The organism is Aeoliella straminimaris (genome assembly GCF_024054565.1).
In the GTDB taxonomy this organism is placed as follows: domain Bacteria; phylum Planctomycetota; class Planctomycetia; order Pirellulales; family Lacipirellulaceae; genus Aeoliella; species Aeoliella straminimaris.
In genome coordinates this window covers 1-24,739 of sequence record NZ_JAMXLR010000061.1, presented here as the reverse complement: position 1 = coordinate 24,739, position 24,739 = coordinate 1, and the positions used below count along the sequence as shown (strand labels likewise).

21 protein-coding genes are annotated in these 24,739 nt (G+C 58.7%); 13 read left to right on the top strand and 8 right to left on the bottom strand.

Annotated elements, in window-relative coordinates; genetic code table 11:
* The first annotated feature begins 39 nt into the window (after positions 1 to 39).
* Positions 40 to 846: a sensor histidine kinase gene (locus NG895_RS17190; protein ID WP_252853750.1), complete on the top strand. Its 807-nt coding sequence runs from the start codon at positions 40 to 42 to the stop codon at positions 844 to 846.
* A gap of 6 nt (positions 847 to 852) precedes the next feature.
* Here NG895_RS17190 and NG895_RS17185 read toward each other — a convergent pair whose 3' ends face one another.
* Together NG895_RS17185 and NG895_RS17180 are read right to left on the bottom strand one after the other, a co-directional pair.
* Entirely contained in the window at positions 853 to 1,581 is a 729-nt protein-coding gene (locus tag NG895_RS17185) for a hypothetical protein (RefSeq protein WP_252853749.1), read from the bottom strand.
* A 637-nt stretch (positions 1,582 to 2,218) separates the two neighbouring features.
* Positions 2,219 to 2,377 (bottom strand): hypothetical protein, encoded by a 159-nt coding sequence (locus tag NG895_RS17180; protein ID WP_252853748.1) that lies wholly within the window; start codon positions 2,375 to 2,377, stop codon positions 2,219 to 2,221.
* Positions 2,378 to 2,456: 79 nt separating this feature from the next.
* Here NG895_RS17180 and NG895_RS17175 point away from each other — a divergent pair, with 79 nt between their 5' ends.
* Positions 2,457 to 5,036: a PAS domain S-box protein gene (locus NG895_RS17175; RefSeq protein WP_252853747.1), complete on the top strand. Its 2,580-nt coding sequence runs from the start codon at positions 2,457 to 2,459 to the stop codon at positions 5,034 to 5,036.
* A 120-nt stretch (positions 5,037 to 5,156) separates the two neighbouring features.
* Positions 5,157 to 7,481: a VIT domain-containing protein gene (locus NG895_RS17170; protein WP_252853746.1), complete on the top strand. Its 2,325-nt coding sequence runs from the start codon at positions 5,157 to 5,159 to the stop codon at positions 7,479 to 7,481.
* A 76-nt stretch (positions 7,482 to 7,557) separates the two neighbouring features.
* Here the strand turns inward: NG895_RS17170 and larB are convergent, their stop codons facing one another.
* Entirely contained in the window at positions 7,558 to 8,256 is a 699-nt protein-coding gene (gene larB / locus NG895_RS17165) for a nickel pincer cofactor biosynthesis protein LarB (protein ID WP_252853745.1), read from the bottom strand.
* Between the two features lie 791 nt (positions 8,257 to 9,047).
* Here larB and NG895_RS17160 point away from each other — a divergent pair.
* The gene (locus NG895_RS17160; RefSeq protein WP_252853744.1) at positions 9,048 to 9,701 is read left to right on the top strand and encodes a hypothetical protein; all 654 of its coding nucleotides are present in this window, start codon (positions 9,048 to 9,050) and stop codon (positions 9,699 to 9,701) included.
* A 27-nt stretch (positions 9,702 to 9,728) separates the two neighbouring features.
* Positions 9,729 to 9,998: a hypothetical protein gene (locus NG895_RS17155; RefSeq protein ID WP_252853743.1), complete on the top strand. Its 270-nt coding sequence runs from the start codon at positions 9,729 to 9,731 to the stop codon at positions 9,996 to 9,998.
* A 14-nt stretch (positions 9,999 to 10,012) separates the two neighbouring features.
* Here the strand turns inward: NG895_RS17155 and NG895_RS17150 are convergent, their stop codons facing one another.
* From NG895_RS17150 to NG895_RS17135, 4 genes are all read right to left on the bottom strand, one after another.
* Positions 10,013 to 10,750: a PEP-CTERM sorting domain-containing protein gene (locus NG895_RS17150; RefSeq protein ID WP_252853742.1), complete on the bottom strand. Its 738-nt coding sequence runs from the start codon at positions 10,748 to 10,750 to the stop codon at positions 10,013 to 10,015.
* A 304-nt stretch (positions 10,751 to 11,054) separates the two neighbouring features.
* A complete protein-coding gene (locus tag NG895_RS17145; RefSeq protein WP_252853741.1) occupies positions 11,055 to 11,495 on the bottom strand; it encodes a GNAT family N-acetyltransferase in 441 nt (146 codons plus the stop codon).
* A 183-nt stretch (positions 11,496 to 11,678) separates the two neighbouring features.
* A complete protein-coding gene (locus NG895_RS17140) occupies positions 11,679 to 11,897 on the bottom strand; it encodes a hypothetical protein (RefSeq protein WP_252853740.1) in 219 nt (72 codons plus the stop codon).
* A 206-nt stretch (positions 11,898 to 12,103) separates the two neighbouring features.
* Complete coding sequence (locus NG895_RS17135) at positions 12,104 to 13,348, bottom strand: PEP-CTERM sorting domain-containing protein (protein ID WP_252853739.1); 1,245 nt, start codon at positions 13,346 to 13,348, stop codon at positions 12,104 to 12,106.
* Between the two features lie 963 nt (positions 13,349 to 14,311).
* On the opposite strand from NG895_RS17135, the gene NG895_RS17130 reads away from it, so the two are divergent.
* From NG895_RS17130 to NG895_RS17115, 4 genes are all read left to right on the top strand, one after another.
* Entirely contained in the window at positions 14,312 to 14,902 is a 591-nt protein-coding gene (locus NG895_RS17130; protein WP_252853738.1) for a hypothetical protein, read from the top strand.
* A 472-nt stretch (positions 14,903 to 15,374) separates the two neighbouring features.
* Complete coding sequence (locus tag NG895_RS17125; protein ID WP_252853737.1) at positions 15,375 to 15,632, top strand: hypothetical protein; 258 nt, start codon at positions 15,375 to 15,377, stop codon at positions 15,630 to 15,632.
* 329 nt (positions 15,633 to 15,961) lie between these two features.
* Complete coding sequence (locus NG895_RS17120; RefSeq protein WP_252853736.1) at positions 15,962 to 16,852, top strand: alpha/beta fold hydrolase; 891 nt, start codon at positions 15,962 to 15,964, stop codon at positions 16,850 to 16,852.
* A gap of 414 nt (positions 16,853 to 17,266) precedes the next feature.
* Positions 17,267 to 17,818 carry a hypothetical protein gene (locus NG895_RS17115; RefSeq protein WP_252853735.1) on the top strand — a complete coding sequence of 184 codons (552 nt, stop codon included), beginning with the start codon at positions 17,267 to 17,269 and terminating at the stop codon, positions 17,816 to 17,818.
* Between the two features lie 295 nt (positions 17,819 to 18,113).
* Here the strand turns inward: NG895_RS17115 and NG895_RS17110 are convergent, their stop codons facing one another.
* Positions 18,114 to 18,719, bottom strand: coding sequence for a hypothetical protein (locus tag NG895_RS17110; RefSeq protein ID WP_252853734.1), 606 nt, complete (start codon positions 18,717 to 18,719; stop codon positions 18,114 to 18,116).
* A gap of 350 nt (positions 18,720 to 19,069) precedes the next feature.
* On the opposite strand from NG895_RS17110, the gene NG895_RS17105 reads away from it, so the two are divergent.
* The 4 genes from NG895_RS17105 (at position 19,070) to NG895_RS17090 (ending at position 24,403) form a co-directional block, all read left to right on the top strand.
* Positions 19,070 to 21,259 carry a hypothetical protein gene (locus tag NG895_RS17105; protein ID WP_252853733.1) on the top strand — a complete coding sequence of 730 codons (2,190 nt, stop codon included), beginning with the start codon at positions 19,070 to 19,072 and terminating at the stop codon, positions 21,257 to 21,259.
* 99 nt (positions 21,260 to 21,358) lie between these two features.
* Entirely contained in the window at positions 21,359 to 22,036 is a 678-nt protein-coding gene (locus NG895_RS17100; RefSeq protein ID WP_252853732.1) for an SOS response-associated peptidase, read from the top strand.
* A gap of 423 nt (positions 22,037 to 22,459) precedes the next feature.
* Positions 22,460 to 23,791, top strand: coding sequence for a tetratricopeptide repeat protein (locus NG895_RS17095; protein ID WP_252853731.1), 1,332 nt, complete (start codon positions 22,460 to 22,462; stop codon positions 23,789 to 23,791).
* Positions 23,792 to 23,827: 36 nt separating this feature from the next.
* Positions 23,828 to 24,403, top strand: a complete 576-nt coding sequence (locus NG895_RS17090; protein ID WP_252853730.1) for a hypothetical protein — start codon at positions 23,828 to 23,830, stop codon at positions 24,401 to 24,403.
* Positions 24,404 to 24,739: the final 336 nt, after the last annotated feature.

Sequence of the window (24,739 nt, the reverse complement as noted above, 5' to 3'; positions counted from 1 at the left end):
GGACTTTAACGAACACATTCGAATTCCATGGAGAATCTAATGCAAGCCGGCGAGTTGCGCAGCACCTCCGACCTCGAACAACAGTTGCAAACGGCCAAGCAGCAACTCCGCGAGTCGCAGAGCATGGCCGCACTGGGGGAGCTTGCTAGCACCACCACGCACGAATTCAACAACGTCCTAACTACCATCCTCAACTACGCCAAGATGGGGCTCCGCCACACGGACGATGCCACACGCACCAAAGCCCTGGAGAAAATCCTCTCCGCCGCGGAGCGGGCCAATAAGATTACCAACAGCGTGCTGGGACTGGCCCGCAATCGCAGCAAGGATCCCGCCCCCACCAATTTGCAGGAATTGGTTGACGAGACGTTGGTGCTGCTGGAACGCGAGCTGATGAAGTATCGCGTCTCGGTTGAACGGAACTTTGCCGAGGTGCCCAAAGCGATGGTCGTTGGCAATCAGATTCAACAGGTTGTGTTGAACCTGCTCACCAACGCCCGGCAGGCCATGCCGCAAGGGGGGCAGGTGATTCTTACGCTGGCTCACGAACCATCAAACCAGTTTGTGGAGCTCACTATTCGCGATACCGGTACAGGCATCCCGGAAGACCAGCTGCCCAAGATCTTCGACCAGGGGTTCAGCACCAAGAGTGGTCCGGATGAGACGGGCAAAGGTGGGGCGGGGTTGGGACTGAGTGCTTGTCGCGAGATCATCGAATCGCACGGCGGACGCATCCGTGTGGCCAGCACGGTGGGGCGAGGTACCGCGTTTACGCTGAAGCTGCCGATTGCTTCCGAAGCGGTCTCCAATCCCGCATCGCAACCGGTCGTTACGCTGGGTGCGTAAGCGCCATTACTGCACGGGCGCGATGGTCATCGGCACGTGGGGCGTCAGTGCCAGGCGATCGCGGATTTCGGCAAGCATCTTCTGCTCCAGCGGGGTGTCGCGGCCCAGTGGAATCCATTGCTGCGACCACTCGGTTCGGCTGACTGCACCTCGGGCAGCGGAGGGCAGCGAGCTGTCGTTCCGCAAGGTAGCAGCCCCGGCGGTAGCTTCCTCCGGCCTGGGCAAGTCTTCCAGTTCGCGATCGACGCGAATCTCGACTACGTAGCCATCCGGCTCTGGCGCCACGCGAACCACGGCCCGGCGGCGGATCGTCTGCAACGTACTTTGCCAGCGATTGAATGCGCCGACGCTGTCATTGCGAAGCGGCTCGAACATCGTGGCCCCCACCTGGTAGGGCGTCTCGACTCGACCCTCGGTCCACACCTGCTGATCGATGTGCACCCGCTGTTCGAGGGCGATAGGAAAGTAGTCGCTTACCACGTCGACAATCTGGTCCCACGCGTAGTCGTGGTTGCTTACCGGCAGTTTGAGCGGATTGGGAAGGGCGGGAGTTTGAGTTTCTGCGACCGGTAAACCTAATTGTGGCGCCAGCGCGCCGCTGGTTTCTTCCGCCATGGGAGGAGCGAATGCCGGTGGGGCCGCCATCGATTCGGGAAACGCCGGAACACCGGCAGTCCCTGGAGTTGGCACCACGCCCGGAGGGGCAAACACAGGCCCGCCGGATTCGACATACACCGGCGCAGTCTCCACCGCGACAGGTGGCGAGGCGGGAGGCGCAAACCCCTGGCAGCCAGCCACTGCTGCGAGTGCGAGAATAATTCCAGTGCGAGTTGTCGAACTAGGCATCAATAGGTCAACCGCCCACTCTGGCGGTACAAGGTTCACGGAGGAGAGCGCCAGCGGCAAGGATGCCGCGTTTTTTTCTTCTCTGCAGTTGGGCAAATTGGCGGGGCATCCTCTTCGATTCCGCCAGACGATGCAAGGCCGGTAGGGCATGCTAGCACATCAAGCGGGGAGCTCGACCCCACTCGATTGGCATCAGGCTGCGCGACGCCACACTATTGGGGGGTGCAATTGCCGCAACTCCGAACGTTGTACGGCCGGAAGAATCGTAATGGCCCATCCTGACCCCGAACACGTGGTGGGAACATACGGATTGCGTCACTCCCCGGAATGCCAGATTGCATGTTACGTGGTGCGGATTCTCAGCCGAGTGTCAGTCCGCACGCTACTTTTTGGCACGGGATTCCGAAAACTAGACATCGCTATGCCTTCACCTGTGGTGGCGGGTACTCGGTGGGGGCGCCTTTGATGAGCGAACGAATACTACTGATAGATGCTGACGAATCCGTCATCAGTGCGTTGTCGCGCTTCATCGGCCGCTGGTATCAAGTTCATTTTGCTGCAGGTGCTGCCAGGGCAGTTGCAGAGTTGGGGCATGCACAAGACCACCGACGGACGGAGTCATGCCGATGAAACGGTCCGGACTTCGCTCCAGGTACTCATTGGCCACGTTGTTTGTGGTTGTCATGGGCGCTATCGCCATCGGGATAGGCGCCTGGCACGAATTCCGTCTGGCCCAAAAAATTGACCAAGTTCGGTTTTGTGAAATGGCCCAGATGGTCCGCGCCGATATTGTTCGTCGTGTGGATAGCTATCAGTTTGCGCTGCAGAGCCTCCGTTGTGTGTACCAGTCAAGTGAGGTGGTAACGCAAACCGAGTTCGAATCGGCGGCGCGATTATGGACCTCCTCCAACCATCTTCCTGGTGTGCTGGGCATTGGATACGTCGAACGAATTCCAGCCAACGCGGATGTTGCTCCCGCAGAAGGGGCGAAACCGGAGGGCGACCTCCGGCAGTTCGTTCAAGTTCCCTTAGCGCCAGCGACCAGTCCACCCAACAGTGGGCGGCGATTGGATCGCATGGTCATTCGCAATTTTCATGCGCTGGAGGGCAGCGGGCAGTGGATTGGGTTCTCGCTCGGCGATCTTGCCGAAGGCCGTTTGACGGCCGAACGCTCTGCGGAAAGCGGCAAGGCTACACTTTCCGCAGAACTGGATCTTGCTTTGGGGGAGACGTCGCGCAAGGTGCTCCTGTTGATGCTTCCAGTCTATCAAAAAGGGAACTCTGGGGATGGTCAATTCCAGGGTGTCGGAGCCGTACGCGGATGGATCTGTATGGTGCTGGTGGCGGACCAGGTGTTTGCCGACATTACCGACGCGGTGGGCAGAGAGGTAAGTTTCCAACTCTTTGATGGGCCGTCCGATGCCGCCAACGAATTGTTCGGTCCACCTCCGAGCGACCGTGCCGCCCAGTCGAACGGCGAGAATCGATTTGGGATGGTACAACTCAGTGAGACCGTTCCACTTGACATGGATGGTCGCCAGTGGACGGTTACGACCAAGACAACGGATCGATTCTTCACCGCACCGCGGGACGCGGCCTGGGCCTTGATTGTCAGCGGATGCCTTGTAACTCTGCTCGTAGCCTACATCCTGCAGGTGCAGAGCAGGGCGTTGCAGCGAGCCAGGGTGCTCGCAGATTGCATGACCGAGGAGCTTCGCCGGCTGGCGATGGTTGCCCAGCGAACCACCAACGGGGTAGTGATTGCCGATGCCGATCGAAAGATCGTGTGGGCCAACGAGGGGTTTACTCGTTTAACGGGGTATCAAATTGAGGAAGTGCTGGGACTCAACCCCGGGCATTTTTTGCAGTGTCCCGAGACAGATCCCAACGCCCAGGCCCGGCTCCGTAACGCCGTGCGTGGACTCACTTCCTACCACGGCGAGATTCTGAATCGCACAAAGTCGGGGAAGAAGTACTGGGTCGATCTCGAGATCCAGCCCCTGCTCAAGGAATCTGGAGACTTGTACGGCTATATCGGGATTCAAAGTGACATTACCGACCGCGTGGAGGCCGAGCGCCGCGCCCGCTCGCTGGCCGATATTCTGGAGGAAGCTCCCATCGGGATCTACCTGGTCGATGCCCATACTTCGCAACTGGTCGAGGTGAACTCCGGTGCATGCAATCAGCTGGGCTACACGCGGGATGAGTTGATTGGCAACTCGGTGGAACTATTCAATTCAGAGTTCTGTGAACAGAGAGTTCGTCAACTGGTAGAGCCGCTCGACTCTGGCGCAGTGGATAAGGTGGTGTTTGACACCACGCACCGTCGGAAGGATGGAACGGAGTATCAAGCCCACGTCAATCTTCACCGATCGCGGTTTGCGGGCCACGACGTGAACGTGGCATTCGTGACAGATTTGACCGACCGCCTACAACTCGAGCAACAATTGGCACAGGCTCAGAAACTCGAGTCGATGGGCCAGCTAGCAGCTGGGGTGGCACACGAGATCAATACGCCCATGCAATGCGTGGTGACCAACGTCGAATACTTGAGTGAGGTATGTGTCAATCTGTTCAAGGTGGCCGATGCTCATCGCGATTCATTGCACAGTTCGGCCAAGAACTGGGAGGATCGGAAAGACGAGTTGGATAGGCTGGAAACTGAGAACGACTACGAGATGCTTCGCCAGAATACGCTCGATGCCATTGTCGAGTCAGCCGAAGCGGCTACCCGGGTGGTGGAAGTAGTACGAGCGATGAAAGCGATGTCGCACCCTGGTTCGTCTGAGAAGACCTGGATCGACTTGAACGAGTTGGTCCGCAGCGCCGTGATGGTGTCGAAGAACCGCTGGAAGTACTACGCCAGCGTCGAAATGGCCCTCGACGATTCGTTGCCTTGCGTACCGCTGCATTCCAGTCAGATAAATCAGGTGTTGCTCAACTTGTTGGTTAACTCAGCCGACGCCATTCTCGAGCAGACAGGTAAGGAGAAGACGGACGAGTTAGGCCGGATCGAACTGGCCACTTGGTGGGAGTCCGAAGGCGTGATGTTCCGCATTCGTGATACCGGTTGTGGCATGAGCGAAGAAGTCAAACGCCGCGCCTTCGATCCCTTCTTCACCACCAAGGAGATCGGTCGCGGAACCGGCCAGGGGTTGGCCATAAGCTACGATGTGGTCGTACAGAAGCATGGTGGTACGGTCCAGATCGACTCGGAAGTAGGCCAGGGAACGACCATTACGATCTGGTTGCCCGGGCAGTCGCTCGAACTCGCTCCTACCTTGGAAAGCTCCCCCAATCGGGACGCTCGGCACGATTCCCCTGACCACGGGGTGGGCGTCTGACCGTTTGGTCGGCTGGCAGCAGGACAGCAATTCTTCCATCTTGTGCCGGAACTTTCCGGGTCACAGGCTCGTCTATTCTCCTACACGAGCTTATCCTGGCCACTACGTGAGGAAGGTGCCATGCGCAGTCTCTCTATCTTCTCAATTCGGGCATTCACTGCGGTCCTCATTGCTTCCATGGCGGGCCTGACGGCTGCCCAGGGGCTCTTGGTCGATATCGACAGCCGGCACCGGGTGCCGCTTCCCCGGCCAATTATCCAGCCTCGCCCCACGCCGCCGGCCAGCTACAAGGTTGAGTCGATCGATGTGCACGTGAACCTGAAAGACCAAGTCGCCCAGGTCGGAATCAGCCAGACCTTTCAGAACACGGGCAGTCGCCAGATGGAAGTCTGCTTCGTATTCCCGCTGCCCTACGACAGTGCCGTGGACGAATTGACGCTGATGGTCGACGGCAAGGAGTTTGAGGGCAAAGTGTTGTCGGCCGATGAGGCTCGCAAGCTGTACGAGGACATTGTGCGTAAGAATCAGGATCCCGCCCTCCTGGAGTGGCTGGGATCCGGCATGGTGAAGACCAGCGTCTTCCCGGTTCCCGCGGGGGCGAAACGCACCGTGAGCCTGCATTATACGCAGCTTTGTCGGCAGTCGGACGGACTGACCGACCTGTTGTTGCCACTCAGGACTGCCCGCTACACCAGTGGCACGCTCGATTCGCTGAGCATCACGGTGGCCATCGAGAGCAGCCAGCCTATCAAGAACATTTACTCGGCTTCTCACGCCGTCGAGATCAAACGCAATGGCGAACGTCGTGCGGTGGTCAAGTACGAATCGAAGAACGAAATCCCCTCGGCCGACTTCCGGCTGTTCTACGATGCCACCGCCGAGGGGCTTGCCGCCAGCGTGGTGAGCTACCGACCCGACGCCGACGACGCAGGCTACTTCCTGTTGCTGGCCAGTCCCGACATCAAAGCCCAGGAGGAAAACCCGCCCGCCAAGACCGTAGTTTTTGTGGTCGATCGATCGGGCAGCATGTCCGGCGAGAAAATGGACCAGGCCAAGGGAGCTATCGAGTTCGTGCTGAACAATCTCCGCGAAGGAGATACCTTCAATATCGTGGCGTACGATGGCGACGTGGAGGCCTTCCGGCCTGAACTCGAGCGATTTAACAACACCACTCGCGAACAAGCGTTGGGGTTTGTGGCCGGCTTGTACGCGGGGGGCAGCACCAACATCGCCGGCGCACTCGAGCGAGCGTTCGGTATGTTGAACGATTCCAGTCGACCTTCGTACGTGGTGTTTCTCTCCGATGGTATTCCCACCGCTGGTGAGACCAACGAAGCCAAGATCGTTCAGGCTGCGGGCAATACCAACAGCGTGCGGGCGAGGCTATTCAGCTTTGGCGTCGGTTACGATGTGAACAGTCGCTTGCTCGACCGTCTGGTCCGTTCCAACTTCGGCCAAAGCGAGTATGTCCGCCCCGATCAAGATATTGAAGCTTCCGTGAGCCGGTTGTATCGCCGTATCGGTACGCCTGTGCTGACCGATGTGCAGCTGTCGCTCGACGTCGAAGGTGCCCAGATAGCTGATGGGCCGATTGCTTCCCGCACGTATCCGGCCGGGGCGTTTGACCTGTTCGCTGGCGACCAGGCGGTGATTGTCGGTCGCTACGCCCAGTCGGGCGACGCCAAGGTTAAGCTCAGCGGCGCCGTGAGCGGCAAGGAGCAATCGTTCGACTTCCCCGCCAAGCTGGTTCAGCACAGTTCGGACGATACTAACTCCTTCATTGCCAAGCTGTGGGCGGCTCGTCGGGTGGGCGAGATCATCGACGAGATCGACCTTAATGGCAAGAACGACGAACTGCTTGAAGAGCTCGTGAACCTCGCCACTAAACATGGCATCCTCACGCAATACACCAGCTTCCTGGCCGACGAAACCTTGGCAGCTCCCACGCACCTGGCCGACAATGTCCGCCGCAGCGCAACGGCCACTCGCGAAGCTCTGGCCGAAACCGAAGGCCGCTACGCCTTCCGTCAGCGTGCCGCGAAAAGCAACTTCAAAGCGGCGCCGCAGGCCGACGGGCTGTCGCTCAGTGGCCTCGGCGGTCGCGGTAACGCGGTCGACGAAGCACTCGAAATGCCCGCGGAGGATTTAGTTCGCGTCCAGCAGGGGCTCGCCTACGGCAATACCTTGTGGTTCGATGCCGCCAACTCCCGCTGCGAAGTGGCCACCAATATCATGCAGTGCGGCCGCAAGACTTTCTTCCGGCAGAACAACCGTTGGGTCGATTCCTCCATCACCGACGAGGAGCAGCAGCATACCAACAAGGTGGATCGCTTCAGTCGCGAGTACTTTGACCTAATGGCTCGTTACGGCAGTCACGTGAACCAGTATTTGGCGATCGACGATCCCGTGGTTGTGCGGCTGGATGGCAAGGTGTACGAGTGGTAACCAAGGTGCATTGCTCCCTCTCTTTCCCTCGCCCCGCCGGGGGAGGGCAGATGGATCATTTGGTTGGAGTCCGGGCTTACTTCGCCCGTCGCGCGATGAGTCCGGCGACGTAGCCCGCTTTGAATCCAGCGTCGATGTTCACCACCGTCACGTTGGCCGCGCAGCTATTGAGCATTGATAAGAGCGCGCTCAGTCCGCCGAAGTTCGCTCCGTAACCAACGCTCGTTGGTACGGCGATGACCGGCGCGGCCAGGTAACCACCCACGACGCTCGGTAGCGCACCTTCCATGCCAGCCACAACGACCACCGCGTCGGCCGACTCGAACTCCGCCAACCGGCTCGGCAGGCGATGCGGCCCGGCGACACCCACGTCGTGCACCATGGTGGTCCGCACGCCCATCCACTGCAGAGTCTCATTGGCTTCTTCGGCCACTGGCAGGTCGCTCGTGCCGGCGGTGATCACGGCCACCGCCCCCACCAACTGGCGCTCGCCCGGTTGGTCGATCCGCACGGTGCGGGCCGTCATGTTATAGCGAGCCTCAGGCAGCGCGCTGAGCAACTCCTCGGCCTGCTCCTCGGTCACTCGAGTGGCCAGCACGTGCTCGCCGCGTTCCAGTAACTCCCGCGCGATCGCGGCCACGGCCGACGCGGTCTTGCCGGCGGCGTAAATCACTTCGGGGAACCCACACCGCACGGACCGCTCGGTGTCGAGCGTCACGGCATGGCGGTGGAGTGGGTTCTGGGACGGGTCGTTGGGTGAGGGCTTAGCGGTCATGCTAAGAGTTTACAGGTCCAAATGAGTATCAGAAAGCTGGTTGTGGGGTAGAGCTATGCTGTTATTGGCGCGAAGCGAACTGTCGCAGTTCTGTTACAGTTCGAACCACAGCATCAGATGTGAGCGAGTGAATTCGAGTCGCTTTGTAAGTCATTGCGCCGCAATTGCTTGAGGTGTTCACTAGCGGTTGCAGGAATGCAGTCTCCGTCGGTTCACCGCAGGTGCCAGAGCCCAGGTTGAGGCGAGCCTCGCCTCTCCTGGTTTTGCAAGAGATTGAGCCGAACTCCATCAAATACTGACGAAATAGCGAGCAATGAGCGAGACAGCGAGCATTAACCGGTGCTGGACACTCAGCGTTGGTGTCGCCCCACGGTCATCAGCCCGAGACGGCGGCTGGCGGAGGTGTTTTTAGTAACGGGAGGAACCGCGGATGCCTACAAGGCGAGTAGGGGTTCGATGTCCAGCATGATGTGCCGGCGTTCGTCCTCAGTTGCCCAAGGCAAACTCTCGCAGTGGGAAAAGAGAGCCGCCGATCCTTTACCACGTCGATTTCGGGGCACATAGCAGAGGGCGACGAATCTTAGGCAGGTCGGGCTCTGATCTCCAAGCCGAGCAATCTCGCTGAATTCTGCCACATAGCGGAAAAACTGCGCGTGTAGAAATGTGTTGCGCAGTACTGTTTTTACCTTAAGTTTTGGGCGCCAATGCCGTATTGCTTGTGAGTCATTTCTAGGGTGTGTACACTGGCAGAAGGCAAAAGCGGGCTTTTCATGTTTTGAACGGAGAGACTAATGAAACGAGTGATTTTACTGCTGGCGGGCTTGAGTGCGATGGGCATGTCAAGCAGCCAAGCCGCTATTGTGGGGGTCGAGACGCAACCGGTTTCCCAGTCACTGCTCCCGGGCTATACGGTGCTCGACGTTATGATCGACTTCACCGATATTCTACGATCTCAAGAGATGATCCTCACGCTATCCAGCGGCGAGGTCTATCAGGATCCGGTAGGAGGCAGCCTTCCGCCCAACGAGGCGTTTCTTCCATTCTTTCCCACCTTTGAGTTTGATACCTTCGTCGCTTTGGGTGGCGCGACACAGCAAACCAGCTATCCAACAGTTGATGCTGGTCTATTTGCTGCGGACATCGATATGAATTCCACGTATCAGTTCGATACAGCTGGCTTGAACATTACCTGGTTTGCCTTGCCCGGTACTGACATTCCAGGCCAGAATGACTTCATGACCGCACGCATCACGCTCACGAATGACGCAGTGGGCACTCTATACTACAGAGGAACAACCGACGGTGATGATCCGAACGACGTGCAGGTGTTTGAATTACCCGTTTCCGGGGTGCCAGAGCCATCGTCTGTGCTGCTGGCATGCTTGGCAATCGTGGCGGTAGGCTATTGCCGCGTTAAGTGCGTGTTCTCGCAGCCAAAGCTCTGAGGTACGCCTCCCAAGTCCGAGGCCAGCATGGACCATTGGCTTTGCGATTCTTGCCAGCGGGACCGGGCCGTTCACCATTTGGTGGAGTCTCAGCCCAACGGCATGTCGGTCGAATGGCACTTGTGCGACCGGTGTTTTCAGGTTCGTTCGGCTCTGCAGGATGTGGGCTGCGTCGACCTGCGAAACAAAGTCTGTCAGATGTGCGGCGCCCCGGCCAAAATTGCGTCCGGGGTGCCGCCGCTGGAGAAGATTATGTGTTACGAGTGTGCGTGCCGCGACCTGGATAGTCGGGGCTAAACGCTCGGAGGGGTTTACTTCCACCCGCGAGCAGCCCACAGTCCGATGGCGGCCAGACCGACGAGCATCAGCGAAGAAGGCTCAGGCACTCGCTCGCCTACCGGTTCGAACATAACGGCCGCCGCCCGCATCGACACAAAGGAGTTCGAGCCGGTCGGCTGCTGAGTCACGACGATTCCGTTCGCTCCGTCGTAGTCAATGGCACCCAGCCTAACCCACACGTCGTTGCCGTCTTCGTCAAGGTCGTTGATGGCGGGGATGTTCGCGTCGGAGCCCTGATCCAACTGCACCGAGAAGGAGTTGGCACCAGATTCCACCGTGTACTGTGTCAGGCCGCCAGTGACGTTATCCGTCTTGGGCCAGGCCGCGTAGACCCAGTACAGGCCGGGTGAACCACCAGCGACGCCGGTGCCGTTGATGTCGGTTCCGCTCAGGGTGACGCCAAGCGGAACACCGTCGGTTGACAGATTGTCCGCATCTACCAGCGGGTCATATCGGTAGACGTAAGTGTCCAGCATCGTGGTTCCGTCGCCGCCAAAGAGGCTGTCGGCCGGAGTGAGCCCATACGCCGTCGATGCTTTGCTGGTAGACGCGGTCGTGGTGTCGCCTCCGAATGCGAAGTGCGAATTGTAAGTAATGGGGCCATCGTCCGCGCCGTCGACATCAATTTCAACAAGAAATGCCGCTTGCACGCCGCTGCTAAACAGAAGTGTGGCTGCCAAACCGAGTACAATGATGCACCTCGACTTCATTATGTCTACCTTCCTACACAGAGTATCAATGGGGTAAGCGCGGAATTTGCTCGAGCGATCTCAGGTGTGGCCTCGACGTCCTCGTCTCCGCCGCTCAACTCAACCCCCAGGGTAGACACCAATGGTCGTGCGCACAACTACATTGCAGCGGAATTCGTTGCCGCACGGCCTCGGCGAATTACGCCACCAGTGGCCCTCGATTTTGCGCATGGTCCATTTACCCCGGCAGCGGATAGAAGTCGGAACGAGGTGGTGGCGTCGCTTGCTGGCGCGAAACCGCAATTCTTCGGCATCGGCAATCGCTCTAAACATGCATCTCCAGCAGGACGTCCCCGTCGTCGTCAAAGCCGATGTCCTGGAATCCAAGATTCGCATACAAAGATGCCGCCACGGTGTTGGTGGGTTTGTGCATGGTGCGGATTCTGCGCGCACCGAGCGCCGCGATCTCGTCGATCGCCAAACGCATGGCGGCTGTGCCGATTCCTTGCCCTTGATAGTGCTTGTCGATCATCAAGCGAAAGACCCAGTACAACTCCAGGTCTTCGGGATCGTTTTCGTGACAAAAGGCCACCAGGCCCACCATGGTGCCGTCGGCGTAGATCGCACGCAGGCGATAATGAGGCTTGAACTTCGACTCGGCAATGGTGTACACGTTGCTCGCGACGTAACCCTGCTGGTGGTCGTGCAGCTCTAGATCGCTGCACTCCACCCAGTTGTCGCTGGTGAGTTCTTGCAGGGTGACCATGACGCGAACCGAGCGGCCCTGGGATGGTTGATTGGCACCTCGAACTGTACGGTTGCCCTAGACGGACATCATCCTACCGGCGAGCTGAGATATCTCAAGCTTTTCGGGATCGCAACCACGCAGCACTCACGGCCTTCTGGGAAGTGGTGGCGCAATGAGTGTTGCACAGACTAGCAAGGTCTCTCACACCTCCTCCCATTTGGGCAACAACCACTGCCGCGCCTCGTCGGCCGATGCGCCGGGTGAATCTGGCTGCAGTGGATACAGCAGGGTGTCGTTCCTATCGCAAACAAAGTAGTGTACCCGGTTATGGCAAGGCCCACACGGCGCGCGGTGCAGAATGTACTGCCGCATGCGGGCGAGATGCTCCAGTTCGGACTCGACGACATTGGATTGCGTCATGGTGGTGCCTCCTTGTGTCAGATGGTGAGCGGCATCGCACGAGAACTTGTGCCCCGTCGCCAAAAACTCGCCTGCAGGTCATGTTTTCTAAAAACCGAGCATTCTTATGGCAAATCCCGTGCCGCCATTCGACTGCAAAGAGAGAACCGCGGCGCCCCCGAAGTGAGCGCCACGGTCGTTTGCTCTTTCCCCGAATGAGCGTTGAACTAGCGATGGGTCCTCCATCGTAGGAATGCCAGGCCGACCAGTGCCGTGCTCAGCAGCACATAGGTCTTGGGCTCGGGCACGGCGAACTCGCCGACCGCTTCGATGGCGTTAATGTCGTAGGCGAACACCTGCTGGCCATCGACGAGCGTGCCGCCGAAGGTGGACAGCGAGTACCCGTGGTCCCACTTGTGTCCGCCGTGCGACAGGAACGTCGGCGCGGCGCTGGCGTTCAGTACGAACAATTCGCTGCCTGTGGCGTAGAAGCCGTCCGGGTCGGCCGGGTTGGGAATCTGGCGGATGCTGAAGATGATCTCGTCGCCGGGGCCGTTGGGGCCGTCGTCGAAGCGATCGGGGACTCCAAACGCATCGTGCACCATCAAGGCGTCCAGGTTCACCAGTTCCTGAAGGTCAGCGTCGGGACGGGGCCCGGGCAGCAGCGAAGTCACCGCACTGATGATCATGCTCTGAGGAATATACGGAGTGCCCGAGGCGTTCCAAACCGACGTAGCTGCCGCACCTGCCGACAAGCTGAAGATGTCGTCTTGCAACGAGTATTTGTTGGCATCCGCATTGGGGGGTTCAGGTCCCCAGACTTCCAGGCCATCGATATCGTCGGGGCCGGGCATGCCATTCACCTCGGTTTGCATCGCCCACACCCCCTGCGTGTCGGGCGGGTTGCCACCGATCAGGCCCAGCTCAAAGGAAACCTCTCCGGCACCACCTGCGGTGTTGCCGTTGCCCAAGGTAACGACACCAGGCCCAGGGTAGGGCGAACTGGCTCCCGCTGGCAACGACATCGGCGCGAAGCCTCCGCCCAGGCTTACCAAGTTGTACGTGTCGTCGAGAGAAAACAGCAGGTGTGCCCGCTCGTTCTTCACCTCTCGATAGGCGAAGTCTCCATGGTTGGCGAGGGCATCGATGTCGTCGTCTTTCGGATAGGCGGGACGGGTGCCCGAGAAATCGGTCACGTCTACGGTACCTCCTTTGCCGTCCCAGGCGATCACTTGCTCGGCGTCGAACGGAGGTGGACTGCCCACCGCGCCGATGGTGGTGGAATCGCGGTCGTGGGAATACTCTTTACCGCCGACCAGATCGTCGTCGATCACTCCCGGACCAAAGCCGGGGTACGCTCCGCCAGCGCTGCTGTAGGGAATGGTGGCCCAAGCCGGCAGTGCGCTGCCCAGTACGACCGCCGCGGCGGCCGTCGCAAAGCTGGCAGCTAGAACTCGTGATGCACCTCTCATAAGTCGCCCCTTTCAAGTAAACGAAACCGAAGTTGATGGAACGAGGGGCGAACACTCGCCTCGCCTCGCTTTGCCACGTTCGTACAACCGCGACCGCGCCAGCGGTGTACAACAGGCCAATCAACAACTGCTCGAAGGGGCCGCCAGGTTTTTCGAAATTCTCAAAGTCTCCTCTCTCCGCCGCGGGCCAGGGGCGGACAACGGGGGACGATCTCCGATCCCATGAGGTCCTTCCCGAAGGCAAGACGGCCTTTGGCCAAGGCGAATTCGCGCAACTCGTTGTGCCACAACCACTTGGAGTTTCCCCCCATGGGGGGACAAAAGGGCCAGAACCCCGATGGCGCAAGTCGTTAACCATCAGGCAGTTACGGTTTTGTCCCCGCAGCGGAGGACAAAGGCTCAATTCATGGGCCCAAAACTCCCGCCGCACAGGCGCCGAGCATTGTCGTAAGTCCAGTTTCAGCAGCAACTTGCAGCATTGGACCGATTCAGGACCTCAAGGGTTTTGTCCCCTGGTTCACCGCCGGGGGGATAGAACTCCTTCCCCACGACGGGGACATAACCATGAGCCAACACCAGCAGCCGCGCAAACAAAACCGCGAGCCGACGGCGCTAGCCGCGGATGAAAAGGGTGAATAATCCTCTCCCCCCACCTGCCAAACGCTCCCGCAACCCCATTGGACCACGCCGGGTGTCCAATTCCTACAACGATTGGTGAGAAACAGGGAAATGGCAGTAGGCCGTAACCAGCGGAGCGCCGTTACGGCAGGACCCAGGCTGCTTCAGCTTGGCTTGTGATTTCTTGCGCCGGTGCTTGGTTCCATCAACGAACGTAGCACGCCAGCCTGTGTCAAAGGCACAGCATCAACCTGCCCACACAGCCCTCACGCGAGCATGCATCTGTTTGTCGCTTAGCCTACAATACTTATCTGCATCCTCGGAAAAAATCTGTCGACTGAATCTATGCGGTATTCGCTGTCATTTATGTTTCTTGTGGCAACGCTCCTATGCCTATCAGTCGGCGTCTGGGCATGGCTGGGCGCGCTTGGGCTACTGCTTTGGTGCGGTATATTCGGACTTGTTTTCGCCACATTTGGATTCGCCTACAAGAACCGGTTGCCCACAGTGTTGGGCTTAGGGATCGTCGCAGCGATTGCCGCTATTCTGTTCATTGACATGTCAGGCGGTGTTATTTGGGATGGTCACTTCACCTTAGCGTTTGATGTGACCGTGCTTGACGCAGACACGAGTGCCCCCGTGCAAGATGCAGAATTAACCGTAGGTAGGAGAAACTGGGACATGGACACCTACACGGTCGATAGCAACGGTAAGGCGCTATTCTCGCACAGTTTCCCGTGCGGCGGACATGATTCCGCTTTGGGAATAACGAAGTCAAGTTGGCGCAACATTCCGCTCGACTGGTACTTCATCAAGATCACTACCAGTGATGGCACTGAGCAAACGTATTCCCTCGCCAAGGCTGTTGGGCGTGATGCTCTGCCGATGGGAGACGCAGCGTTACCTCCGATAGTGCTTCGGCTGCAACAAGACTAAGCGTGAACCACCCAACAGCCCCCCGCGTCCTCGCTCTGAGTCAGAAGGTTTTAACCGATGGTCTGCCAGCATTTGCAGGAACTCGAGCAAGCGATCATCGCCGCAGGGATCCCTGAGACGTATCGCGGGCAGGCGTGGTCGAAGAATTGCCGCGAGTGAGTATACTTCGATTGTGTGTTGAATGTTCCGGTAGTAAGGGAGCATTTTGATTTCACGTCCTGCCGGTACCATGCCTGCGAAGATGCAAAAGCCGGCACAGAATCGGGCTTCGTTTGCAGCCATTGCAATGATGCGATTATGGGCTTGCATCCGCAGGACGCCGGCAGTCGTGCTTGGTTTCCTTATTAGAGGAGGCGCACAAGCATGGGTTCAGAGAACGCGCCGCCGTCCTCGGTTCCTCGCTTGGTGTGGCGCTCTGTTCGCTCGTCAGGTACTCGACGTTAAATACCAGCTTCCGATAGGTTTTTTCGCTGTGGCAAGATTTCGATTTGCGTTGCGCGAACTCATCTTGTGGTGGACCGGTATCTCCACCTGGGTAGTGCTACTGGCCATCGCGTGGAAGTCGCCTTTGCACCCATTCGTGGCGTGTGTCGTCCTGGTCGGCATGGCTGGGTGCCTGCGAAGCCTGATGCCGCGCGACCGGCCTGGTTGGGGATTGGCAGTCTTGCTCGCCGGCGTGGTAGCGCTCGGTTCTCTCTCGGTGGCTTACCTCTATTCGCAGTGGAGTTGACAATACAGCAGCGGTAATGTGCCTGTCGCTTGGTTTTCGGCGCGAAGGCTATTCTCCGCGGTATCTGAAGTTGGGTGGCGACTGGCGAGATCACGAGCGCTGGGCAATACTGTCTGAAGACTGGCTATGGGAGGGCGATGCCTGAGGCCAGGTGATCGCTTACGCGGTGGGGGATGTGAGGTCTCATGCCATGCCCGCGGACGCGCTGCAGGCGATGCTCATTATCGCTGGCGGGAAAGAGGTGGACCTGACGCGGATCGAAGATTGTTGATCAATTAACGTGGGATTGCATCCCAATGGTGCCTAGGGCCAATGAGGAGAATTGAACCGTGACTGCCCATTATCGACATCTTGTCATGCGACTAGGATTGATTGTCGCCGCGTTCGCGGTGTGTGCCCCGGGGGCGAATGCCGAGGAGTTGAAGTTTCCGGAGTTCTCGGAGCCCTATGGGCGCGACGAGACGCGGGGGCGGCGGGTGAAGCTGAATGGCATCGAGGTGTACTACGAGGTCTATGGCGAGGGGCCGCCGATGCTGCTGATCCATGGCAATGGCGCAAGCATCCGGGCCATGGGGTATCAGATCGCATGCTTCTCACCCAACTATCAGGTAATCGTTGCCGACAGTCGTGGCCACGGCCAATCAGAGATGGGGCCGGGCACGCTAACCTATGAACAAATGGCTGAAGATGCCAATGCATTGCTCGACCATCTGGCGCTGGAAAAGGTGGCGGTTTTGGGATGGAGCGATGGCGGCAACATTGGTCTGCTATTGGCGATGCATCATCCCGAGAAAGTTAGCAAGCTGGCTATCATGGGGTCCAATCTCCATCCTCTAGGGGCACACCAATATGCGTTCGATAGCATGACAGCGGTGGAGCAAGAGATCGACGAAATGATTGCCATGAAGGACGACTCCGAGCCCTGGGAGATCAAGAAGCAGCATGTGCAACTATGCACGAAGCATCCCCATATCCAGGTGGGTAACCTCAAGCGAATTGCCGCCCCAACGCTAGTGATGGCTGCCGACAGGGACGTCATCCGCAACGCGCACACACTCGAGATCTTCGAGGGAATACCCAGTTCGCAGCTCTGTATCTTCCCTGGAGCGACGCACATGATTCCGTGGGAAGATCCAACCCGGTTTAACGACGCCGCAAAGCGGTTCTTTGATCAGCCATTTGCTCGCCCCGATACGAAGCAGTTCTTCGAAGAGAAGTGAGGCAGACGGGATTGGGTTTCGACATGTACGAGGTGTCAGGCGTTCGATTGGACGGGCCGCGGAGGGAGAATTGGCGATGGCTCGAATCGGGTGGGCTGCTGGTGGAAGCTCGGTCGGAGCGGAGGTTCTTTCGGAGGACACTGTACTGAACGCGTTTTTCGGCTCTCGAGAGGAGTTGGTAAGCCCCATTGGCAATCGTTGGCTTTGCGCCTAGTCAGGATTTCATCCGGCAAACTGGCCCGACGAATGCTTGAACCCTCTCACCAAATCCGCTAGGTTGGCTCTTCTCGTCGCAGAACCACGTCTCGCTCGTAACGAAAGGGCGATTTGGTGGCTTCGTATAGCTATTCACGTGCTCTTCTCTTGGGTGACGTTTCGTCGTCACTCTTCTCTTCCTCTACTGAAAGGCGAACGATGAGAACCTCATTGGCAGTGATGGTATGTCTGCTCGTTGCGGCACTCGCAACGACAGCAGTTGCACAAGGGCCTCCGTCGCAGTACGAGCGACTTGAGCAGTTGGAGCCCTACGTTGGATTCTGGCGAGGCGACTTTCAGCCATCCGATGGCGCCGCAGGAACCCTTTTCGCCAACGCTCATTGGACCTCCAACCGCAGCTATCTTCAGATTCAGTGGTCGTTTGAAGCCGATGTTGCCGAGCGAACGAGGCGCGTCCCGATGGTAACGGTTGTCCTTGGTTGGGATGGCAAGCATGAGCAGATCCGTTGCTGGACTTTTCATCCAGCCGGCGCACTCGTCGGTCCAGTGTCGGTGACCGACGATGGAATGGTCATCAACGAGGCAGGCACGACCTTCGAAGGGGAGCCAATGTCGAACAAAGCCACCTACAAGATCGAGGGCGACCAATTGAAGGTAACCATTACGGACAGCAAAGTCGGCGGTGAGTCGAAGCCTGACATGTCGCTTACCCTTACCAAACGCGAGAGACGAAGGCGCCAGGCCCAATAGCGATTCAGCTCCAAACCCCGCTGTCCATTTTTTCCACGCCCTGTTCGGCCCCAGGACCGAACAGGGCTTCTTCGTGCGTTGGTGTTGGCCAGCTATGTACAAGCAAGGGAATGGCTGGGGAAGCAGGGACGGCGCGGTGCTGGCAGTGGAGCAGTCTGGTAGGCCAATAGTTTTCGCTGGCGTCGTGTAGATTATTGGCAACCGACGATATGGCACTGCCAGTGAGCGAAGCGGCCCATCCGCGGTTGGGGGTACACTCGTTTGAGAGTCCGATCCGCCAACAGATCTGGTTCGTTCAGGTCATGTCGCACACCGTCCGAACCACCAAGAACCAACCAAATCCCAAATAGGTCACGGGATGGATCTTCCTCGAGACGATCCAGTCGTAGGCGAACAGGGATGCAAACAACCCGAACCATACAATGTAGAACGCGATAACCACCCCTCCGGATGCGCGGCCAAGGACGGGCGACAGCATGTACAGCGTCCCCATGCAGATCATCCGCTTGTGAAACTCCGGCCGGCTCCGGTTCAGCCATGCCAAGAGCATCAACAGCGAGTAGCTTGGCAGGAGAATGCGGTTGGCCTTGGCTCGCAGCGGCATTTCGCTCCAGGGCTTCCAAACCTCGGCGAACACATACACGGTGCTTATCGTTACCCCAATCGCGATGAGAAAGCCTACCATGCCCACCTGCTGGTGCCAGGCGAAGCGGCCGGTGCGGATAAGATTTGCCTGTACGGCGAATACAATCATCCAGGCCAAACAGAATAGGCCATGAATGACAAACTTTGGATCGCGATTGCTCTCCTGACCGATGTTCGTGAACAGGTTGTCCTGGAACCCAATCAGCGTAAACAAGAGAAGCAGCGAACTGACGACAGAAAAGTAGTTTCTTTGCACGGTGCGATCAGCCTTCTTGCGTGTTCGGCGATAGTGCACTCAGCGATGCACCGTTCTACGTTTCTTTCGCCCGGCCAGCAAGTAGCCCATAGTCTCGGATAGAGATCACCGCAGGTTGGCTCTCGCAGGGACTTCTCTGGTACGATGACGGATCGTTGTCCATCGACACGCCGCTGAGTGGCGGACGTCGAGTAGGTCGATGCCGAGGTGTGGGAAAGTCGAGCCGTGACTGCCGATTATTGACCGAGTGGCCGGACAGTTGCCGGCTGTTTTACACCGGCCTCACCGGAATTGATTAGCATTGGGTGCCCCACCATGAACCGTATCCTACCGACCCCCCGCCTGAGGCGATGTTGAAACGCGCGCTGACACTACTAATGATGGCGGCTCTGCTGATCGCGGGGGTGCGATTTGTCTGGGTCGCCTCGAAGTGCGAAACCGGGTGGGGTTTTGTCGTTACGCAGTGGCAGGACGCCACCTTGGGGGTCGTGGGGCTGGAGCACGCCCCGATCGCCGACCGCGAGCCATCGCAGCAGGCTGAGTTCTGGCTTGCCGAGGTTGATCGCGTGGTGCGGGAGCATCCCGAATCCCCTTCGATTCGCATGGGGGCCGCTTGGGTGCTCGATTCACCCAGCATGGAGTTCCTGAAAAAACACTTGATGCAGGACAGCTTTCCGCCGGGCTTATCGATGTTGGGCTTGGGATTGGATGAAGATGCAATCGCCAAAGAAAAAGCGGTATTCCGGGAGCAGTGCGTTAGCGAGTGCCTGGAACTGGCGAAACAAGCCACCGAGTCCAATCCGACCGACGTGCGATGGTGGCGGATGCGGGCGCTGCTGCTGTTCGAAGGCGACACGCTGTACAGCGGCCAGGAGTTTGGGCCACGCGATGACCGTTGGCTGGAAGTCCTGGATGAGTGCCGGGTGCATGATCCGGACAACGCACTGTACGACTACCTGGCTGCCTGGCAGCTATGGAAGTCGTCGTCCAGCTACGATTGGCCAGCGGATTCCGACGACGCTTCGCCTGCCGATATAGAAGATGACCTTACTCTGCTCACTGTGCACGATCCGGCTGAATTTGCCTCTGGCGTAGAGCGGTTCGACAGGGCGCAGCAACTGCCGTTGCTGGCCATTGGGGAAGCGGGCTATTCGGCGATCGCCGAGTTTGTAGCCGAAAGTCGCATTCGCAAGCCCGATCAGGCGGCAGTCGCCACCAGTCGCCTGATGTCCTTCCGCCAATCAGTTTTCTTCGTGCGTCTGTGGCGGTGGCAAAACGTGCGCATTGACGATGCTCAGCGGGCGGGGGATCAGGAGAAGCAACTGGGCCTGATAAGACAGAACCTTCGACTATACGAGCAGGCGATCGTTCCCGAGGAAACGGCCGCCTTGGAGACACTCACCAACTTGGGAGTGCTCCGCGAGAGTACCTATAGGGCGGTGGAAGAGTTTGCGACGCGTCATTCAAGCCTTATCGAGTCGAGCGAGTTGGAGGCGATTCGGCAGCGAGAAGTCGAATTGAGAGTAGAGGAGTCGACGATCCTGTCTGCCTTGCAGAACTTGGAGAAGGAGACCTACCCGAACAAATACGCAGACATCTGGCCCGTCCTGTTCTCCACGGTGGCATGTATTTCAGCGTCGATCTTGTTGTTAGCGGCGGCGGCATTCCTGTTGGCGGCGCAGCTGCTTTCCAAACAGCGCGAGGTGGGAGCACGCCACAGCCTGTTGTGTCACGCAATGATCTGGATCGCCGGTTGCGCGCTCACCTTCGTGGTCCTTGGTATGGCGCCGGCGGAGATGATTAGCCACGAGGCCCAGCGGATGGCCGTGATCGCCAGCGTTTGGGTAGCGGCCGGCCTAATTGCCGCTGCCGCCGTGTTGCTGGTCGTCCGCGTGCTACGTCGGCGACAGTATCGATTTAGCCTGATTGCGATGCTCGCCACAACGACCGCGGTTGCGGTACTGGCGGCGTTGTGGCCGCTCATGGCTGTTGCTTTCGGCGCAATCGCACAAAACCTGCCCGATCTCTGGATGCCCGCCAAAGGTTGGAGCGACATCGACGCAGAAGTGTTGCGGACAGCTACGAACGTGGGCAACGGAAGTTTCGCCTGGGCCACCATTCAGTGGATTGTCCACGGTGGCATCTATGTGGGACTGGTCGTGTCGCTGCTATTGGAGGCCGCCTGGTTCTTCTGGAGCAGTGCCAGGCACGCATCGCAGGAGGGTGTGAGTCTCTGGACGCAGAACACCCGCGCGCGGTGGTCGACGTTGTCGCGACTGCTCGGCGAGACATGTTTTTGGGCAGCGCTGTGCTTTCTGCTGCTGTACCTGTGGATCACGCCGCAGGCCATTCGGCTGTCGGAGGCGGTATTTCAGCATCGGATGAGGTATTGTCGCGCTCCTCACGTCCATTGGGCCGAGATCCGGGACGCCCAAGCGGCCGTCAAAGACTCGCCCGATGAAATGAAGACAATTCGCCAGGACGTTCAGTTCGATCTGTACGGCGAAGGTACTCTCGAGCAGGACTTTTCGAGCGAGTGATTCCGCTATACTGGACCTCGGCGTAGGCGACCGTGGGCTCTGTTGGTTACGGTTCGCATTTAACTAGACGCAGTAGTACCAGGTACCGATCAATTTACTATGTGCGGACGTTATGTTCTCGGCCCGGCGACGGACAACTACTGGGTCGATTTGCGCGGTTTTCTCGACACGTTGGGCATTCGCTACAACGTCGCGCCCACGAGTACCGTGGGTATTCTGCGTCATGGCAGCGATGGTCGTGAGCCGGCGGCCGTGCGGTGGGGGCTGATTCCGAGTTGGGCGAAGGACGCGAAAATCGCCTACAGCACGATCAACGCCCGTAGCGAGTCGGTAGCCGAGAAGCCGGCGTTTCGGGCGGCCTTCAAGCGTCGGCGGTGCATGGTCTTCGCGGACGGCTATTACGAATGGACTGGGCCCAAGGGGGACAAGCAGCCACATTTCATCCGGTTTGCCGACGGCGAGCCGATGCTGTTCTTCGGGTTGTGGGAAACCTGGCGAGGGCCGAAGGACGAGCCGCTGGATGAACCGCTCGAGACGTGCACCATCATCACCACGTCGAGCAACGAGCGACTGGCCGAGATTCACGACCGCATGCCGTGTCTGGTGCGTTGCGACTCGGATGATATCGATCTGTGGCTCGATCCGGAGTTCGAAGATGCCGATCATCTGAAAACATTATTGGTGCCGAGCGAAGAGGAGTTTGCCACCACGGCCGTAAACCGCTACGTGAACAAGGTGGGCAACGAGGGGGAGCAGTGCCTGGAGCCGGCAGAGTGATTGGCGGCTGGATCTCCGATTTGTCGGTAGTCTGAGTGGCTGCGCTTGGTTTTCGTTCCAAAATAGTGGCTCGACCTGCAAACTATTCCGAACCTGTTTTCGTCGGAACGAGTCGATAAGTGCTGGCGTCGCCGCTGTGGCATCGGTTACGATCGACGATATTAACGGGCGGAACGTTCGCATCCCTCCACTCCTCGCCAACGACGGAGACCGTTATGGACTACGCCTTGCTCCCTTCTTCCACATTTTCTCGGGGAAGCGACTACTCCGGGCGCCCCGATGTGCGCGACGCGCTGGCCTCGCGGCAGCGACAGGTTGCGCCGGCGGCGATCGATAATCTCGAGCTGCCGCGTTCGCGTTCGCGGTAGGAACGCCACCTGCTTTCAATGGCCGATGTTTGTATCTCGCTTGAGGGGGGTGGTGATGGAAGACTTAAAGCCGATGTGCCAGGTCACGCATGGCCAGATTGCCGGAGGCACTTGCCCCTGGTGCCCGGCCGAGTTGTCGAGAAGGCGAGCGGGCAGCGTCGCCCAGGGACGTTCGGGCAAGTGCCGCTGGGACCTCGACGCCATGTCCGCAGCCTTGGACGCTGAAGAGCACGAGGTGCGTTCGGTGACCATCTCGAATCTGATGTTCGACCATGGTCCGAGCATCGAGGCGAGCCTGCCGTTGTTGTCCCAGGCGTTGGGCGACCCGAGCGAGCTCAATCGGCATCTGGTGGAGAGTGCCCTGTGCAAATTGGGGCGAGGTCTCTCGCCTGGCGAAGTGCAACCATTGGAAGACGGCCTGGGCGAATCGCCCTGCGAAGCCGCCACGCGAATCTTGCTGTTGGGCTACTACTTTCTGGGCCAACGGCAATCGCCGGCGGCGCGGGAGTCGCGCCTCGAGCACGCGTTGTGGCTGATTGAACATGCCCCCGCCACGAAAACTGCCGGCAGTCCCGAGGCATACTTTTTGGAAAGGGAAGACGCGGCCGCCTATCTACAGGCCAGCGAGCTGTGGTTAGATCAGGTTGACAAGCATCCGCACCATCCAGCGGTGTTGGGGAACGCCGCTAGCTTCTTTTTGCTCAATGATCGACAACAAAGCGAAAGTCTGTACCAGGAGGCGCAGCGGCTCGATCCCGAGAATCCGGCGTGGTCCGAGCGGCTGGGCCAACTCTACTCGTTGCCCACCAAAGGGCAGGACTCACCGCCCGAGCATCGGGCCGGGCAGGCATTGCGGGCGTTTAGGGAGTCGGAGTCCGCCCGCGAAGCCGAAGCCAATAACGGCAATCAGCAGGAGAGCCAAGAGGCCAGGGCCCGCAGGTTTGTCAGCCGTATGCACCTGCTGCCGCAAATGGCCAAAGCGGCCGTCGCGGCTGGCGAGTTGGAGCAGGCCGAGCGTTACGCGACGGAGTTGTTGACGCTTGCGGAAGACGAGGAGTTTTCGCCGCCGGAGCGCCGAGACGGCAACGCCATTCATTATGCTAACCTAGTACTAGGGCAGTGTGCTTTGCGCGCAGGGGACGAAGAGGGTGCAAAGCAGTATTTGCTTGCTTCAGGACGTATCAAGGGATCGCCGAATCTCTGTTCGTTTGGCCCCAATATGTCGCTCGCCAAAGAGCTGCTCGAACATGGAGAACCAACTGCGGTGCTCGAGTACTTTGAGCTATGCAGAGGCTTCTGGAAGTCCCACGAAGCACAGTTAGATCAATGGATCGAGGAAGTGCAGCGTGGAGAGGTGCCCGACTTCGGCGCCAACCTCAGCTATTAATGTCACGGTTGCTTCAATCCTACTAGGAGCTCAAGCATGCTCGCTAAAGTCTTGCTCGCCACGTTGCTTACCACCTCGACGGCACTGGCTGTGAGTCCCTGGGACGACACGACAATCAAAGTCGACGCCGCGGCGGAGCTCGAAGTGTTGAAGGAACTGTATGAGTCTCGCAAGGGGACACTTGCGCGAAATTACAATTTGTACATCAACGGGCTCACAAGAACTGATGATATGCTGCAATCTGCTGCAGGCTACTTTGTCGCGGCGTCACGTCTCGCTTGTGCGGAACGCAAGTGTGAGACGTCTTACCGATACGCACAGCTGGCGGTCATCTCGGGAGAACGGGCCAAAGCAGCGATCAACCATGCTGTAAGCCAGGGCTTGGTCTCTATCGACGTTCTGATGGAGGCCCAGGCACGCGTGGCACACGCAAAAATCGTCGTGCTCCGTTTCGAGGCCCTTGCCAAACAGCGGTGCGTCGCGCTCAAGCCACTCCAGCCGATGGAGAACGACGAGTTCATGGAACTGTTGGGCGAGGAGTTGGGTGTACCTGCACCCAGTCGGAAGGACCAACGAAAGCGCCGGGATAAACCGGCTTGGAGTAAGGAATGAAAGAGTCCCACGGAGAAGACCTAGCCAGTCACTCCGGCCTTGAGTCGTACGCTGACCGCGGTAACGCGGTGGGTGTAGCATCGGCAAGAGGTACAGGCAGGCCAGCTATTGAGCTCCGAAATCACCGTGGTCCCGTATGCCCACACTGTGTTGGTTGTGGAAGGCAACACGTGAGGTTGCGTCGAAGGCAAGTGATCTCACGATACGGCGGAGTCGTAGATCCTGAGCATGTCTGGAAACTTCAAGCGCGAGAACCGGGAGATCCCCATGGTTTCCAACTCGAATGACGAGGAACGGTCAGTGAACGTTTCCGACGGTACTGCTGATATGTACGCC

What these genes read in the sequence shown, in the direction of transcription:
- NG895_RS17190 (WP_252853750.1), top strand. Translation starts at nt 40, where the DNA reads ATGCAAGCCGGCGAGTTGCGCAGCACCTCCGACCTCGAACAACAGTTG.
- NG895_RS17180 (WP_252853748.1), bottom strand. Translation starts at nt 2,377, where the DNA reads ATGACAACCACAAACAACGTGGCCAATGAGTACCTGGAGCGAAGTCCG.
- NG895_RS17175 (WP_252853747.1), top strand. Translation starts at nt 2,457, where the DNA reads ATGGCCCAGATGGTCCGCGCCGATATTGTTCGTCGTGTGGATAGCTAT.
- NG895_RS17170 (WP_252853746.1), top strand. Translation starts at nt 5,157, where the DNA reads ATGCGCAGTCTCTCTATCTTCTCAATTCGGGCATTCACTGCGGTCCTC.
- larB (WP_252853745.1), bottom strand. Translation starts at nt 8,256, where the DNA reads ATGACCGCTAAGCCCTCACCCAACGACCCGTCCCAGAACCCACTCCAC.
- NG895_RS17160 (WP_252853744.1), top strand. Translation starts at nt 9,048, where the DNA reads ATGAAACGAGTGATTTTACTGCTGGCGGGCTTGAGTGCGATGGGCATG.
- NG895_RS17155 (WP_252853743.1), top strand. Translation starts at nt 9,729, where the DNA reads ATGGACCATTGGCTTTGCGATTCTTGCCAGCGGGACCGGGCCGTTCAC.
- NG895_RS17150 (WP_252853742.1), bottom strand. Translation starts at nt 10,750, where the DNA reads ATGAAGTCGAGGTGCATCATTGTACTCGGTTTGGCAGCCACACTTCTG.
- NG895_RS17145 (WP_252853741.1), bottom strand. Translation starts at nt 11,495, where the DNA reads ATGGTCACCCTGCAAGAACTCACCAGCGACAACTGGGTGGAGTGCAGC.
- NG895_RS17140 (WP_252853740.1), bottom strand. Translation starts at nt 11,897, where the DNA reads ATGACGCAATCCAATGTCGTCGAGTCCGAACTGGAGCATCTCGCCCGC.
- NG895_RS17135 (WP_252853739.1), bottom strand. Translation starts at nt 13,348, where the DNA reads ATGAGAGGTGCATCACGAGTTCTAGCTGCCAGCTTTGCGACGGCCGCC.
- NG895_RS17130 (WP_252853738.1), top strand. Translation starts at nt 14,312, where the DNA reads ATGCGGTATTCGCTGTCATTTATGTTTCTTGTGGCAACGCTCCTATGC.
- NG895_RS17115 (WP_252853735.1), top strand. Translation starts at nt 17,267, where the DNA reads ATGAGAACCTCATTGGCAGTGATGGTATGTCTGCTCGTTGCGGCACTC.
- NG895_RS17105 (WP_252853733.1), top strand. Translation starts at nt 19,070, where the DNA reads ATGTTGAAACGCGCGCTGACACTACTAATGATGGCGGCTCTGCTGATC.
- NG895_RS17100 (WP_252853732.1), top strand. Translation starts at nt 21,359, where the DNA reads ATGTGCGGACGTTATGTTCTCGGCCCGGCGACGGACAACTACTGGGTC.
- NG895_RS17095 (WP_252853731.1), top strand. Translation starts at nt 22,460, where the DNA reads ATGGAAGACTTAAAGCCGATGTGCCAGGTCACGCATGGCCAGATTGCC.
- NG895_RS17090 (WP_252853730.1), top strand. Translation starts at nt 23,828, where the DNA reads ATGCTCGCTAAAGTCTTGCTCGCCACGTTGCTTACCACCTCGACGGCA.